The sequence below is a fragment of the Echinicola sediminis genome, from assembly GCF_054777495.1.
In genome coordinates this window covers 1-13,650 of the sequence record NZ_BAAHAP010000118.1, presented here as the reverse complement: position 1 = coordinate 13,650, position 13,650 = coordinate 1, and the positions used below count along the sequence as shown (strand labels likewise).

General features: G+C 45.6%; 9 protein-coding genes. All 9 read right to left on the bottom strand.

What is annotated here, in order from left to right; genetic code table 11:
- Positions 1-566 precede the first annotated feature (566 nt).
- Positions 567-1,724 (bottom strand): glycoside hydrolase family 43 protein, encoded by a 1,158-nt coding sequence (locus ACYVAA_RS20120; protein WP_460545250.1) that lies wholly within the window; start codon positions 1,722-1,724, stop codon positions 567-569.
- A gap of 818 nt (positions 1,725-2,542) precedes the next feature.
- On the bottom strand, positions 2,543-3,658 hold the full coding sequence (locus tag ACYVAA_RS20115) for an acyltransferase family protein (RefSeq protein WP_460545248.1): 1,116 nt from the start codon (positions 3,656-3,658) through the stop codon (positions 2,543-2,545).
- 149 nt (positions 3,659-3,807) lie between these two features.
- Entirely contained in the window at positions 3,808-4,899 is a 1,092-nt protein-coding gene (locus ACYVAA_RS20110) for a sialidase family protein (RefSeq protein ID WP_460545246.1), read from the bottom strand.
- A 40-nt stretch (positions 4,900-4,939) separates the two neighbouring features.
- Positions 4,940-6,106, bottom strand: coding sequence for a glycoside hydrolase 5 family protein (locus ACYVAA_RS20105; protein WP_460545244.1), 1,167 nt, complete (start codon positions 6,104-6,106; stop codon positions 4,940-4,942).
- A gap of 74 nt (positions 6,107-6,180) precedes the next feature.
- On the bottom strand, positions 6,181-7,194 hold the full coding sequence (locus ACYVAA_RS20100) for a glycoside hydrolase family 43 protein (RefSeq protein WP_460545242.1): 1,014 nt from the start codon (positions 7,192-7,194) through the stop codon (positions 6,181-6,183).
- Positions 7,195-7,238: 44 nt separating this feature from the next.
- Positions 7,239-8,813 (bottom strand): family 43 glycosylhydrolase, encoded by a 1,575-nt coding sequence (locus ACYVAA_RS20095; protein ID WP_460545239.1) that lies wholly within the window; start codon positions 8,811-8,813, stop codon positions 7,239-7,241.
- Positions 8,814-8,823: 10 nt separating this feature from the next.
- Positions 8,824-9,813, bottom strand: coding sequence for a family 43 glycosylhydrolase (locus tag ACYVAA_RS20090; RefSeq protein WP_460545237.1), 990 nt, complete (start codon positions 9,811-9,813; stop codon positions 8,824-8,826).
- 70 nt (positions 9,814-9,883) lie between these two features.
- Positions 9,884-11,947 carry a glycoside hydrolase family protein gene (locus ACYVAA_RS20085; protein ID WP_460545235.1) on the bottom strand — a complete coding sequence of 688 codons (2,064 nt, stop codon included), beginning with the start codon at positions 11,945-11,947 and terminating at the stop codon, positions 9,884-9,886.
- Positions 11,948-12,057: 110 nt separating this feature from the next.
- Positions 12,058-13,140, bottom strand: a complete 1,083-nt coding sequence (locus tag ACYVAA_RS20080; protein WP_460545233.1) for a glycoside hydrolase family protein — start codon at positions 13,138-13,140, stop codon at positions 12,058-12,060.
- Positions 13,141-13,650 lie beyond the last annotated feature (510 nt).

Genomic DNA, 13,650 nt, shown 5'->3' with positions numbered 1-13,650 from the left:
GGGTGTTGAAATTGGCAGACAAGCCCTCCTGTCTCGGGGGTGGGGAGCTAGGGATAAAGCAAACATGGAGCTCGTGTTTTGCCTAACTGCCCCGTGGAGGTTCGAGTCCTTCTCCTACAGCTGGTTATTTTGGGTTTATTGTTAATTGACTAAAGCTATGAGATTTTGTTTCATGGCTTTTTTGCTTTTATACGCTTCTTTCAAGCCAAATCGGGAAAATCAAGCCATATTTCTGACAAGACTAATAAATCAGCTACATCTTTTATCTGTCCCTATCAGAATTAGGTTAGTGTAAACCACGGACAAATCTGATTCACACAGATTTATAATGAACGGATGACCTTATCTGCGTTTATCTTTATCACTGAATACGGAAGATAGGTGTGGTCAAAAAATACCTGCTATGACCTGGGCTGGCCCCCTGCATACGAAAAAATATATCTGTTTATCAGCTATTTGAGCCGAAAGCCAGCTTAATACAGACAAGCTAAAAACTATCTCTCTTCTTTTTATCAAAGTACTTGATACTTCGTACTTTGTACTTGATACATTATAGTTGATACTTCTTACTCCAAAGGCATTGACTGAGGAGTGGTCGTTGGTCCATAAACCACTAATTGACCATCATCCTTGATTTCCATTTTATCCAAAAACACTACCCTATCCTGGCCAGAAGCTTTGGTCCTACCGTGATATACACAGTACATTTCTCCGTTTTCCAAGAAAACAATATTATTATGACCAGTACCGGTTACTTCTCCTCCTTTGTGGGTATTAAGCTCCAGCACCGGATTATTGTTGGCCTTTGTGAAAGGACCTAAAGGGCTCTTTCCCGTCGCATATCCAACGGCATAGTTTTCTCCCGCATAGAAATTGCTGGAATACATGATATAGTAGGTAGCTCCCTCTTTGAAAATCACCGAGCCTTCTGTCCATCTCCTGTTGACCTCATGTTTGGTCACCGATCGGCTTTCCCATTCCGCTTGCGCATCATCCATTTTCACAGGGGGTCTAAGACATAAAACCGGTTCCCCGATGACTCCGGAAAAATCAGGCTTTAACTCCACTCCATAGATCCAACTCTCCTCTATCTCTTCATACCAGCCTTTCTCCCTTGCCCACTCAGCCACTTCGCTCTCCACGGGATGCTTGTAGCAGGCCCTGGAATAATAGAGATAATATCTTCCGTCTTCCTGATAGACATTGGCATCGATGATGGGATAGCCCGGATCAAAAATGGGCCGGTCGTACATCTCTGTAAAGGGTCCTGTAGGACTATCCGAAACGGCCACTCCGATCATGAAATTCTCTTCTTCGTTGGTGGGGTTGACCTTCCATTGGGCACTGAAAAACATATAGTATTTCCCCTCGATCTTATATACTTCCGGTGCCCAAAAGAATTTGCTCGCCCAGGAATTTGCTGTATTTCCCCGATATACCTGCCCTTCAAATTTCCAGTCCACCAAATTCACCGAAGAATAAGCAGCAAAACCATCCTCAGCTCCCCCGCCGGTACCATACATATAATACCTGCCATTGCCATCATTGAGGATGTAGGGATCACCAAACTCCACGTCCAATGGATTACTGTAAGGAGCAGCAACTTCCCTGGTCTGTTTGTCGATAATTTCGTTGGTAGAACTGGTTTTCTTCTTACATGCTGACAAACCTATCAGTACCGAACAGCTTAAGGCTATTATTTTTGGGGAGTAAAATATGTTCATTTTAAAAGACTTATTTATCAATCCCTAAAACTAGGATATTTTGTCTGATGCCTATCAAAATATTCCTTCTTGAAATAGCTATTTTCCGGCACTTTGTCTCAAAAGCTGCTAAAGTCACTGGAAAACGGCATTTTTACCCCATCAGACCATCACTCCCCACCTCAAAAAACCATCTATCAAATCATCAATAAAACAACATATTTGTTAACAAATGTAAAATTTTTAAAATATTTCATTGAATAATTTGCAAAACAAAAACCCTTCTATTACCTTTATATCATCATCAAAGAACAAAAGGTTCTTACATACTGTAGGGTGTTGAAATTGGCAGACAAGCCCTCCTGTCTCGGGGGTGGGGATTCCAGAAAAAAGCAAATATCGAGCTCGTGTTTTGCCTAACTGCCCCGTGGAGGTTCGAGTCCTTCTCCTACAGCTGGTTATTTTGGGTTTATTGTTAATTGACTAAAGCTATGGGATTTTGTTTCATAGCTTTTTGCTTTTATAGGGCTCTATTCAAGCCGAAAACGGGGCAAGCGAAAATATGTCTAAAATTAACCAATGAGGCCGCTGGGATCGCAGAGGAAAAACCAGTCATTTATAGTATCGCATAGAAAGTGTGATTCTCTGATCGGCAGTATCAAACCCCAGTCCCATACCCTATGGGCTGAATTTAGTTAAGCCCGGATCACAACCTGAAATAGCTTACGGTCACTGAGCTTGTCGAAGTGAGCCGCCATATCTACTAATTGGGAAAACTCTTTTCCGCTAAAGCCCGGGCCTTGGTGGACAATCACTACCAATCTTGAATCCCGTCAAAATCAGCCAACCACCTTCTCCAAAGTCCTTCTCTTTCTCTTTAACCTATCCTTAAAATACTGACGAATGGGCATATCCAAATACTTCATTACGATATAAGCCAATATCACTAACAAAGGTGTCCCTACACACATGATCAGCACCTGCTCCTGAAAGGACGGGGAAAACCGCTCCCAATAGCTGTAAAAGAGCCAAATAAAGGGATAATGCACCATATACAGGGGATAGGATATTTCCCCAGAAAGGACACATACCTGCTTATCAGATGGAGCCAGTTCCGCGCCCGCTCCCAATGCTACCAGGAAAGGCAGATAAAAAATAACGATCAGTGGCTCTAGGAAGATATTGGTCGCTTCTGAAAAAGGTGCCAAAAACGCCAGCATCATCAGTGCTGCCAGCGATTTGAATCCCAACTTAGACTTTATGACCCATCCGGACCGGTAAACTAACATTCCGGCCAAAAAAGAATAAAATATCCGCGCGCCGCCACCCCAGAAATTGTCCCCACTCCAGCCAATGCTCAGGTTTCCATAGATAGAAACGGTGTACACTAACACAATAGCAGCAATCACAGTAAGTATCCAGAGTGCTTTGTTTCGGAGCCTGAAAAGGACCACTGCATAAAAGATATTGGCCACGTACTCCCATAATAAGGACCAAGTAGGGGGATTGAGGTGGAAAATATTAAAATACCGCTCGGGAACAATGGGATAAGGAAGCATCAAACTTGCCGACAGGAACATGCCCATAGTCTGCCCCAGGCTGTAGTTGTCCACTAGTGAAACAAAAGGATCAAAAATAAACGCCACCAATCCAATAACCGCACCGATCACCACCAATGGGTGAAGCCTGATCAGCCTTAATTTCAAAAAAGTAGCCCATCCTATTTGGCTTATCCTACTGTCATAGGCATAGGCTATCACAAAACCGGACAAGCAAAAGAAAAAATCTACCGCCAGGTACCCATGAGCAAGAAAATTCACGGTAAAATCCGGAATGATGATTTCCATAAAATGGAAGATCACGACAATCAAGGCTGCCACCCCGCGTAATCCATCCAATATATCGAAGTGCTTTTTGGTACTTAACAGGTTGGGGCTTGTGGAAGTGTATCCCATAACTTTATATCCGTGCTAAATTAAATTCTACTAAAATTGCTTCTGCTAGATTACCATTTATTTTTCGAAGGATGCATATTTTTTTAAATCAAAAATTACTTTTCCTTTCTATTCGGTATAATCTGCTTTTAAATGGTATACCATTTGGATTATTTTCTGACCAATGCCCCTTCGATCATCCATACTTCCGTCTGGCCTGTATTGCTATATCCGTTGGTACTGGTCAGTGCCACAATCCTTCCATCGGACAAAACCGTAAGACTGTTCCAGTGTCCAATTTTACCTTTTGGAAGATCAAAAGGCCAAGTAGTATTGGTAAAGTGAAGTGCCTGCTCATCCCCTATGGCCACGGCCATCTGCGCATCTTCCAGTTTTGCTCCCCACTGAAAAGACAATAAGGTCAAGCCATTATTACATTGGGCCAAATAGGGCGCTCCGGCATAATCATGAGAAGGAATTTGTTCGGCCATCGCATACTTTCTCAGAGGGCTTTCAGCATCCACCGGGTGCCCCCATTCAAAACCTTCATTGCGAATAATATAAGGCTTAAAAGGCCCAGTGCCATTGTCTTCTATGGCCATGGCGATTTCCCTTTTGCCCTCCAATACTATTGGTACTGGCATGCCATCCCGGCTGCCCTTGCGGTAGCTGACAGTCTGAGGGTTTTCACTCCAGCTATGGCCGCCATCTGAGGACTGCACCATGGCTATCCGCTGTTCGTCGGATTCGGTAAAAACACCTTCATCGGCAAAATATAACTGAATGCTTCCATCAGGAAGAGGGAGAAATACAGGCTCCCAACAGCCATTGCCAAAAGTAGTTCCTGCTTCGTAGACCAACTGATCCTCCTGCCAAGTCCGGCCGTGATCCTTACTTCTGACAGTCCTGATCGAAAAATGCTTATTCGGCTGATTTCTACGGGGCCTTGGGTTGTACCCCAACAACAGGTCTCCATTTTCAAGCACGGTAAAATCAGGGACAGACATGCCTACGCCTTCTTTTCTCGGTGCCACCAAAATGGCTTCATCCCACTTTCCATTATTCCTATGCCTAAAAAAAATATTTCCATCGGCCTCAAAAGTAACCCCAAGTTGGCCATTTACCAGTTCCCTGGACCGGGCATATCCTGCATAGCCAAAACCATCAGGAGAAACTTTTTCCAGGGTCGATGTATCCCAACGGATGGTATAATCATTGGGATCAGGGTGACTTCCTGTCCCTGAAGGGAAACAGGAAGTCATGAACATTAATACAACTAAAACCCAAAAGTTCATTTCCCTATTATCTTCCCGTCAAGGACTTGATCAGGTCTGTTTCAGCCTTCTTGTAAGGGGTGCCATCTGTATGAAACACCTCATGAAACCACAATTCCGGCTCTGCAGTATATTCCTTCTCCCAACTGTCCCAAGGGTATTTGGTTTGGGTCTTTCCATCCACCAGGCCCCAGTTGAACATGCCGATATTCTCGGCTTTGGCAATCGGCAAAAAGCCCTCAAATGTACTTCCATTTGGTCGGGCCATGTATTCTGTACAGATCATAGGCCGGTCATAGCGCTTCAACCAATCAATGCGTTTTTGGAATTCTTCCGGATGATCATAATTGTGAAAGGAAATGATATCCGACTCGTGGATCTGGGCGATTTGGATGGGAGTCATTACTTCTTCAGATGACCAGTCACCCAGCCAAACACCAGATGTCAATGGCTGAACCGGATTTTGGGACCGCGCCCAGGCGAAGGCCTCTTTCATCAAGGGCAGCACATAATCCACCTTATTGGGATGCTCCTTATCCCGATACGATACCCCTGTATCATTGTCCGGCTCATTCCAGATATCCCAGCCCAGAATACGCTCATCATCTGCAAATCTGCCCACCACGGCCTTTACGTACTTTTCCAATCTAGGATATTGACTGGAATCTGCCAGTGCATGGTAACCGGGGCTTTGCACCCAACCGGAATTATGCACATGAGGTTTGGGAGCACGCTGCTTGCCTTCTTCCACAAACGGATCCCAGCAAGAATCAAAAAACACAAACAATGGCTTAATAGCATGTTTTTCCATAATGGACAACATCTTATCCATTCTCTGTAAAAAACCTTCCGGATCCTGTTGATAGGCCAGATCATGCAAATAAACACGCATGGTATTCATCCCAATATCTTCTGCCCAACCAAGCTCTTTATCGATTAACTCAGGTGAAAAGGTATCCTCCTGCCACATCTCCAGTTGGTTGATGGAATTGCTGGGGTTGAAGTTGGCCCCAACCAACCATTCTTGTTCGGCATACCAGGCTTTTGCTTTTTCTTTGGACCATCTCTCACCAGTCTTTTCGGTGTTGTTTACCGCCACTGACGTGGATTCTTCTGAACTGCCTTTTGATCCGCAGCTCGTCGCCAGGGCCAATAGCCCACAGCAGGTTATAAGATTTAAATAGGTCTTGATCATATGAATAGTTTTTTATATCAGGATGTTTTTTTTTTGGCTCCACGGTCGACAGTCAACGGTGGACCGTGGACTAGCTAATTTACCGCTCTTTCCGCCACCCCTTCAAAGGTGATTTTCACCGGTTTGATTTTTCCGTTTTCATCAAACTCCATCTTATCGATACAGGTTACCCGATGGTTATGATGCGTTTCTGTCAATGGCCTTCTATGGTAAACGATGTAATACTCATCCTCTCCCGGAACCTGAATCACCGAATGGTGACCGGCACCAGTGGCTACTTCGGGGTCTTGCTGAAGGATTTTTCCTTCCCTTTTAAACGGGCCAAAAGGACTGTCCGCAATGGCGTAAGCAACAGAATAATCCGGTCCTCCCCAGCCGCCTTCCGACCACATGAAATAGTACTTTCCGTCTCTGATAAACATAAATGGTCCCTCCACATAGCTTTCAGGGGTCACTTCCTTGTACACTTCACCATCCTCAAAAGGGACTATTCCCGTAAAATCAGCGTTCAACTTCACCACATTGCAATGTCCCCAACCACCATAATACATATAGTAAGTACCATCCTTGTCCTTGAAAATGTATTGGTCAATCGGCTGTGCACCATTGACTATTTCATTGATCAGGGGCTCACCAAGCAGGTCCTTAAAAGGCCCCTGAGGCTGGTCAGCCACCGCCACGCCGATACCGCCGACTTCTCCCTCATGCACATCATTGGCCGCAAAGAACAGGTAATATTTATCGTCCTTGCTGATCACTCCTGGTGCCCACATCGCCTTTTCGGCCCATTTCACTTCCGTGGTATCGATAATTTGCTCATGCTTGGTCCAGTTCACCAAATCCTTTGATGAAAAAGCATCCATAAACACCTGCTTTTCATATTCATCGGAGTATGTGGGATAGATCCAATAGGTATCATCATAAACAATCGCCTCAGGGTCTGCGTACCATCCTTCAAAAATAGGATTTCCGGACAGTTCAGCTTCTTTGGAGGCCTCAGAGGCACTGGCTCCATCATTGGTGGATTTGCTTTGACAGGCGACTGCTCCCATCAGGGCAAATGCCAAAATTCCTTGTTGTGCTTTCATCTTTATATTGGGTTATTTGTAATCGTTAGTTTTATTTCATCGGCTTACTGATGCTCGATCTTTACCTGTTTAAAATTCACCGACTCGGCCATTTCTCCCTTTGCAAATAGCCCCAGGCGGTAGCCCATTCCCCAAGGAACCAAATGGGCGGCATCTGTCTCTTCACCCAATGGCAGCCAATTCCCCTCAGCATCGGTATAGGAAAAACGTAACAGGTGCCCCTCTCTCACCGCCATTTTCAATTGAACAGTTTGGTTCCCCTCTCTTGCCGCTTCAGCCTTGATCTCCACTTGTCTGTCCCGGTTTTCCAAAAGAAGCACTTGATCCTTGTCCAGAGCGATTCCTATCCCTGCCACGGGTGCTCCAAAACCATTGTGTGCTCCTCCCACCAACATAACCCCGCCTATAGCATCTGTATTTTCAGGAGCTATACTCACCTCTATCTCATAATCAGGAGAAGTGGATTTTTGTACCAATAAAGTACCCAATCCTTCATTCTCCTCAGAAGCCTGCAGCATCAAACCGTTTTCCCCGGTAGTATACTGAATATCCTGTGTTACCCTCCACTGCCATATTTTATCCAATGAAGGATTAAAGTCATCCGTAAACGTCAAGGAAGCTTTTTCCCGATTGTACTTGGCCGTATTGTCAAAGTAAGGCCAGCCCTCCTCGTTCCACTGTAGCTTTTCCAAAACCCCTTCCCTACCTACATAAACACTTCCCTCGGTGCTGTAAGCATGGTACAATAGGTAATGGTCCCCGCCTTTTTTGACTACGGTACCATGACCGGCACACTTCCAGTTTTCATTGTCCTGGAGAATGGGGTTTTGATCATATTTTTCCCAGGGCCCCAAAAGTTGCTTTGCTCGGGCCACCCCTGCTTTATAGTTGCAGGCTTTTTCACAGCAGGATCCGGCAGAATACGTGGCATAGAAATATCCGTTTTCCCGGAATATGCATACCCCTTCCACTAAATTCAGTTCCCATTCCTCATCGTTCCTGAAAAGTTCATGGGGCTCTCCTATAAGCTCTGTCCGCTCTTCATTGATTTCCTGCGCCCATATCGGTGTGGGCAATCCCCTGCTGTTCCCGTCTTCCTTCCAGGTCAAATACAGCTTTCCATTTTCATCCCTCACTTCAAAAGCATCAATCGAACCTGCTTCTTGGGCTACCAAGGGACCGTGATCCGTAAAGTTCCCTTCGGGTGAATCCGCACTGGCAACGGCCACGCTCAGGCGGTTGCTTTCCTTGTCCCTGGCCGTATAGTAAGCATACAGCTTCCCCTGTTTTTCATCATAGTGAAGTTCTGGGGCCCAGAAATTATTCCTTGCCCATGCGGGGGCTCCCTCAGGAAATACGTAATTGACCACTTCCCAATTCAGCAAATCCGCTGATTTAAAAATAGGAAACAATGGAGCCCACTCATTGGAAGTGGCTGAGGCATAGTAATAGTCTCCTACCTTTACCACCGTAGGATCAGGATGATCCCCGGGCAAAACAGGGTTGATCATCTGAAAAGCCTCTTCCTCTTTGCTCTCCTGCTGCTTGGGGCCCTGACAGCCTCCTAACAATAAGCCTAAAGCCAGGATTAAAGCGTAAAACTTAGTTAAATTATTCATATTCGTCCGATTACTTTTTCAATTGGGGCTTGCCTTTGCGCCATTTCACTTCCACGTTGGAAAGCCACCAGGTCTTTCCATGGTCATCATTGCCTTGGTAAAACAAAAAGGTTTTGCCACTATCCTTGTCCTCAAAAATATGCGGGTGACCGGATTCACTGCTGTTCCACTCCCCTTCTTTTCCATTGGCCAGAAATGGCTGATCAAACAGCCTGGTCCAATTTACCCCATCCTCACTGTGTGCCACACCGATTTGCTGGGGGGCATTATTATAGCTCCCCGCATAAAACATGTATAACTTTCCGTTCTTTTCAATGATCGAGGCCCCTTCCACACATTTGCCTTCCCAGTCCAACTCAGGTTTTAAGATAGAAGCATCTTTGGCCAATGTCCAGTCTTCCCGTTTAAAATCGGTATTTCCGGGAGCCTTGGCCACACCCTGCATCTGGATTTGCCCCGAAGGATCGCGGGTGGCAAAATAAAGGAAATAGCTTCCTTTAAAGGGGTAGACTTCCGCATCTATGGCCCTTCCATTACTCCAGTCATTGGCCTCCGGCGCAAAAATGGGATTGGTGCTGTTTCTCGTGAAGTGGATGCCATCATCCGAATAGGCATGACATAAGGCGTCCTTGGCCCCGTTTCCATAGGTTTGGTAAAAGAGATGTACCTTGCCCTCTTTTACCAAGGCGCCCGGTGCACAGAAACCGTTCTTTTCATAGGCTTCTTTAGGGGCTATTTCTCCCACTTTCTCCCATTGGATCAGGTCCTGACTGGCCGCAATTCCAATTCCCCAACCTCCGGGCTTTCCTGGAACTGGAGGAATGGAAAAGTACATCAGGTACCTGCCCTCAAACTTCACTACATGGGGATCTTTGGAAAATGGCCTGCCCAACCTGCTCGAATCGGCAAACATCATTTGCTGCGCCCATAATAACCCTATAGATGAACTGTAGAGCAGGCAGGCAAGGCCAATTATTTTTAGGTATTGATTGAATTTCATTGGTTTAAAATATTCATTTTTCAACTTGGTTCCCCCTCATTTTTAAGGTTTGATTGCTTCACTCCCCTCTTTACTTCACTACCGGAAAAGCCACTACCCTGATTTTGGTAAAGCCAAAAGGCACCAAGGTCAGCTCCTCTACTTCTTGCTCTACTTTTCCCATATATAATCCTCCCCGGTCTGTTACCGGCTGAGGGGCTACATCATTGATGATTTTCCAATCAGGTATTTGTTTCCCCCTGGCGATGATTTCTATCGGTGCATGGTCTAGATTCCACACAAATTCATCGCTGATTGCCTTTGTTTTCTTCACCTCCAAATGGTCTTCAGGCGCATTGACAATTTCTTGAAGCAACCCGTAATTCCATTCATTGGTAGGATATACCGACCAATAGGCTCCTTCCACTTGCTCCTGGCCCTTTTCCCATTTTTCGTCCAATTTTAGGGCATATACCAGTGGTCCCCTTTCTACTGCCCGGCTGTTTCGCCCCCAATCGGAAACTTTTAACTGCATTGGAAAATCGAGTTTAAGGATATCTCCATCCTTCCAAGTACGCTCCGATCGCCACATCTTTCCTGCTTCTGCCTTTTCCGGGATACCATTTACCAAGACCGTAGCTCCTTCAGCCCATTCAGGGATGCGCAGTTCCAAAGGAAATTGGCAGGGTTTTTCAAGGCTGATCTTTAATTCCACCTGATGCTCGAAAGGATATTGGGTATTGGCTACAACCGTAATCGGAACATGGTCCTTTCCCACAGTGGTCTTCAATTCATTCGGACTGTAGGCTACTGCTGCCAGCCCGTTTTCAGGCGTTTTGTACCATAAATGCTGGGTGAATTTCGTCCAGCTTTGATGCATATTTGCTAAACAGCAACTGTAGCCACTTTTCGCACCTAAGACATTGTTCATCTCCCGTCCAAAAGGAAGAGAAAAATGGAAAACTCCCCTTTTAATATGTACCTGATTGGCAATTTGAAAATATTGCTTCATCGTATAGTCATCGTTGGTCTGGGCGGGAAGGGCATTGAAGGTCATGCGCTCCAGCGCATCCATATACTCCGTATCTCCTGTAATGCCAATGGCCTGCTCCAAGGAATACATGGACTCCGCAATGGCACAAAGCTCCACCCCTTGGGTTGGGGCATTGCCGTGCAGGTCCTCATCCCCGGAAAAAATCCCCATAGGCAGTCCATGTAGCGTCATCAGGTCATTCCAACCGGTTTTTAGTGCCTTCAGGTATTTTTCATTTCCTGTTCTTTGGTAATTGATTGCCGGGGATTTTAATCCCATACCTACATTCACCGCATGGCGGTGCATCCACCTGTCATTCCCCTGATAAGCTGCTGCCCAAATCACCCAGTCCCGATTGCCCAACCAGTCACTCCAAGCGTAAGACTGGGACTCGATCAGCTCGGCCAGTTCCAGAAGCTTTTCGTTGCCGGTTTGCTGGTAGAGCCATTGGGCCATCATCACGTTCTCTGCCCCTCGCGATTCTGCCCATTCTGTCCAGTTGCCAATGGGTACCCGCTTCAATGCCTTCAATTGGAAAGCAAAGTATTTATTCATAAAGTCAATTACCCGCTGGTCACCTGTTGCGGAATAGTATTGTTTCAGCACTTTAAGCATCACCATCTTCGGCCACCAATCCGCACCGGCCTCTTTCAGGTTTTCAAGAGTGACCTCTTTCCCGTTTTCTCTTTCATACTCGGTAATCCCTCCAAAATACCCTGAAGCACGTTGGTTTTCCATCACCCAGTCGACGTACTTTTGGACCTTGACTTTTAATCCTTCATCATCCACCTGGTAAGCCAAGGGAACTGCCCCGTCTAACCAATAGGGTGTTTCTTCCCAGGCATCCCCCTTGCCTCCTAGCCAGCCACTGTTGCTGTGGTGGATCTTATCATGGGTCTCATCCAAATGTCCGGTCGCCCCATCCCGCATGATTTGCAACTGACTGCGTAACCATCCCTTTGGCTGGATCTCCCCTAAAGCCAATTCCTGATAAATGGGCTGCTGAAAATCTATTGATCTCTCCAGACTTCCCCTTTCCTGCGCAATGGACTGGCATCCTATTAAGATGCCGCAAGTGGCAAAGGAAAGAATGGTTTTTGCTAAACACTCTTTACGGATCATTTTGGGTTTACTTTTTTGCTGGAGCCTTTACTTCATAAATTGTAGAATCAATTTATGAAGCCGGCCCACAACAGGTTTTACAATAGGTATTAGGTTATAGATTGGTGGTTTTAATCTTTTATAGCAGGCAAGTAAAAGTCAAAAGGCTGGCTTCTATCTGCCTGTAATGTTTCTCCATCAAATGTCAGTGGTGCCACCTGAATGGTGGTCCGGTGGTTTTCATGGAAAGTTTGGTCCGGTTTGGTTGCTGAATGGCTGTCCCTTCCTGGATGGGTGAAATAAAAAGCATAGGCCTTATCCCCAAACACCAATACATCTCCATGCGCTCCACTGGGCGTGTCATCCTCCCTGGAAGACGGTTTATCCAATATCAGCCCTTGCTTCTCCCAGTTTTCGAGGTCTTCGGAGCGATACACGCGCTGGCCATGCCACTCATCCGTCAACATCCAATAGTGGCCCTTAAACTCAAATACTTTTGGCCCTTCATGGGCTCCCCCTCCAATGGCAGGAACATCCTTTGTTTCCCAGTGGACCAAATCTGATGATTCAGACACCATGGTAATGCCTCCACGGCTGTCATCTTTGTACCAGATTCGGAATTGTCCATTAGGCATTTTAAAGAGGGTGGCATCGATGATTCTATCAGAGGAAAGCGTCAAAGGCCCCTGATGGTCCCAATCCCAAAGGTTTTCACTGGTGAAATAATGAATATTGCTGGCTCCTCCCCAGTGGTTACGGACCCCTTGGATATAAGAAACAAACATATGGTACTTGCCATCATGGTAAATCACTTCAGGAGCCCAGAACGTGTTCCATCCGCGTTCAAACTCAAGATCCAGATATCCCCTGAATACCCAGGTCTGGCCATGATCCTTTGTCTCCGCTATTCCAATCCTGTTGCCATAATAAGCAGACACATCTTGGGTGGGCACATTGGCTCTTCTGGCCGTATATAGCATCCACCAGGATTGCTCTTCCCGGTTCCACACCATCACCGGATCAGCCGCACCATCATAGATGGGATCCCGGTACATGGGAGCAGGTGCACTACGGGGTGTATCTTGTTGCGCCAAAGTCTCACTGGAAAGGTTCACCATCACCAGCGTCCACACAAACACTATAAATAACCTTCTCAAGAAATCCTCTTGCCCTGCTGAATGTAGGATGTTGATCGCCTTGCTTTGCGTATTCATTTTAATAATTAGGGTTCTTTAAATTCAATCAAAAGCCAATTTTTCGGCTTGTACCATGTTTCAAAAGTACATCAATAACTGCAAGATGGGCTAGCAAAAAAACGTCAGTTATCCGCAATTATCCTTCTCCACTGCCTCAATAAGGCCTACCTTGATCCAAACAAGGCATTTTCTCCTTATGGTTTTTGTGATAGTTGAATTTTAATTGAAGGATTTGTAGGAGCAGCTGACGACAAGTTCTTCTTTAACCTAAACATTTTAGTTAGTATATTTCCATAAAAAACCCGTTCACCGACATTTTAATGATGGTAATGACCTTTGTGGATGATGTTCAACAGATATTTTTTTAAAACCACTAAATCTTGAGTGAAAGTAAGACCTTATATTTGCCTGCCCTAACTGGAATTAGGGCTTTAGCCGCTCTAATGGTGTTTTTTCATCACAATCCCCCCCTATCGGGAGAAAACACCCCGCTTGCGATTGTCAAACTGCTCAATGAATTGCACGTAG

What these genes read in the sequence shown, in the direction of transcription:
- ACYVAA_RS20080 (WP_460545233.1), bottom strand. Translation starts at nt 13,140, where the DNA reads ATGAATACGCAAAGCAAGGCGATCAACATCCTACATTCAGCAGGGCAA.
- ACYVAA_RS20100 (WP_460545242.1), bottom strand. Translation starts at nt 7,194, where the DNA reads ATGAAAGCACAACAAGGAATTTTGGCATTTGCCCTGATGGGAGCAGTC.
- ACYVAA_RS20095 (WP_460545239.1), bottom strand. Translation starts at nt 8,813, where the DNA reads ATGAATAATTTAACTAAGTTTTACGCTTTAATCCTGGCTTTAGGCTTA.
- ACYVAA_RS20105 (WP_460545244.1), bottom strand. Translation starts at nt 6,106, where the DNA reads ATGATCAAGACCTATTTAAATCTTATAACCTGCTGTGGGCTATTGGCC.
- ACYVAA_RS20090 (WP_460545237.1), bottom strand. Translation starts at nt 9,813, where the DNA reads ATGAAATTCAATCAATACCTAAAAATAATTGGCCTTGCCTGCCTGCTC.
- ACYVAA_RS20085 (WP_460545235.1), bottom strand. Translation starts at nt 11,947, where the DNA reads ATGATCCGTAAAGAGTGTTTAGCAAAAACCATTCTTTCCTTTGCCACT.
- ACYVAA_RS20115 (WP_460545248.1), bottom strand. Translation starts at nt 3,658, where the DNA reads ATGGGATACACTTCCACAAGCCCCAACCTGTTAAGTACCAAAAAGCAC.
- ACYVAA_RS20110 (WP_460545246.1), bottom strand. Translation starts at nt 4,899, where the DNA reads ATGACTTCCTGTTTCCCTTCAGGGACAGGAAGTCACCCTGATCCCAAT.
- ACYVAA_RS20120 (WP_460545250.1), bottom strand. Translation starts at nt 1,724, where the DNA reads ATGAACATATTTTACTCCCCAAAAATAATAGCCTTAAGCTGTTCGGTA.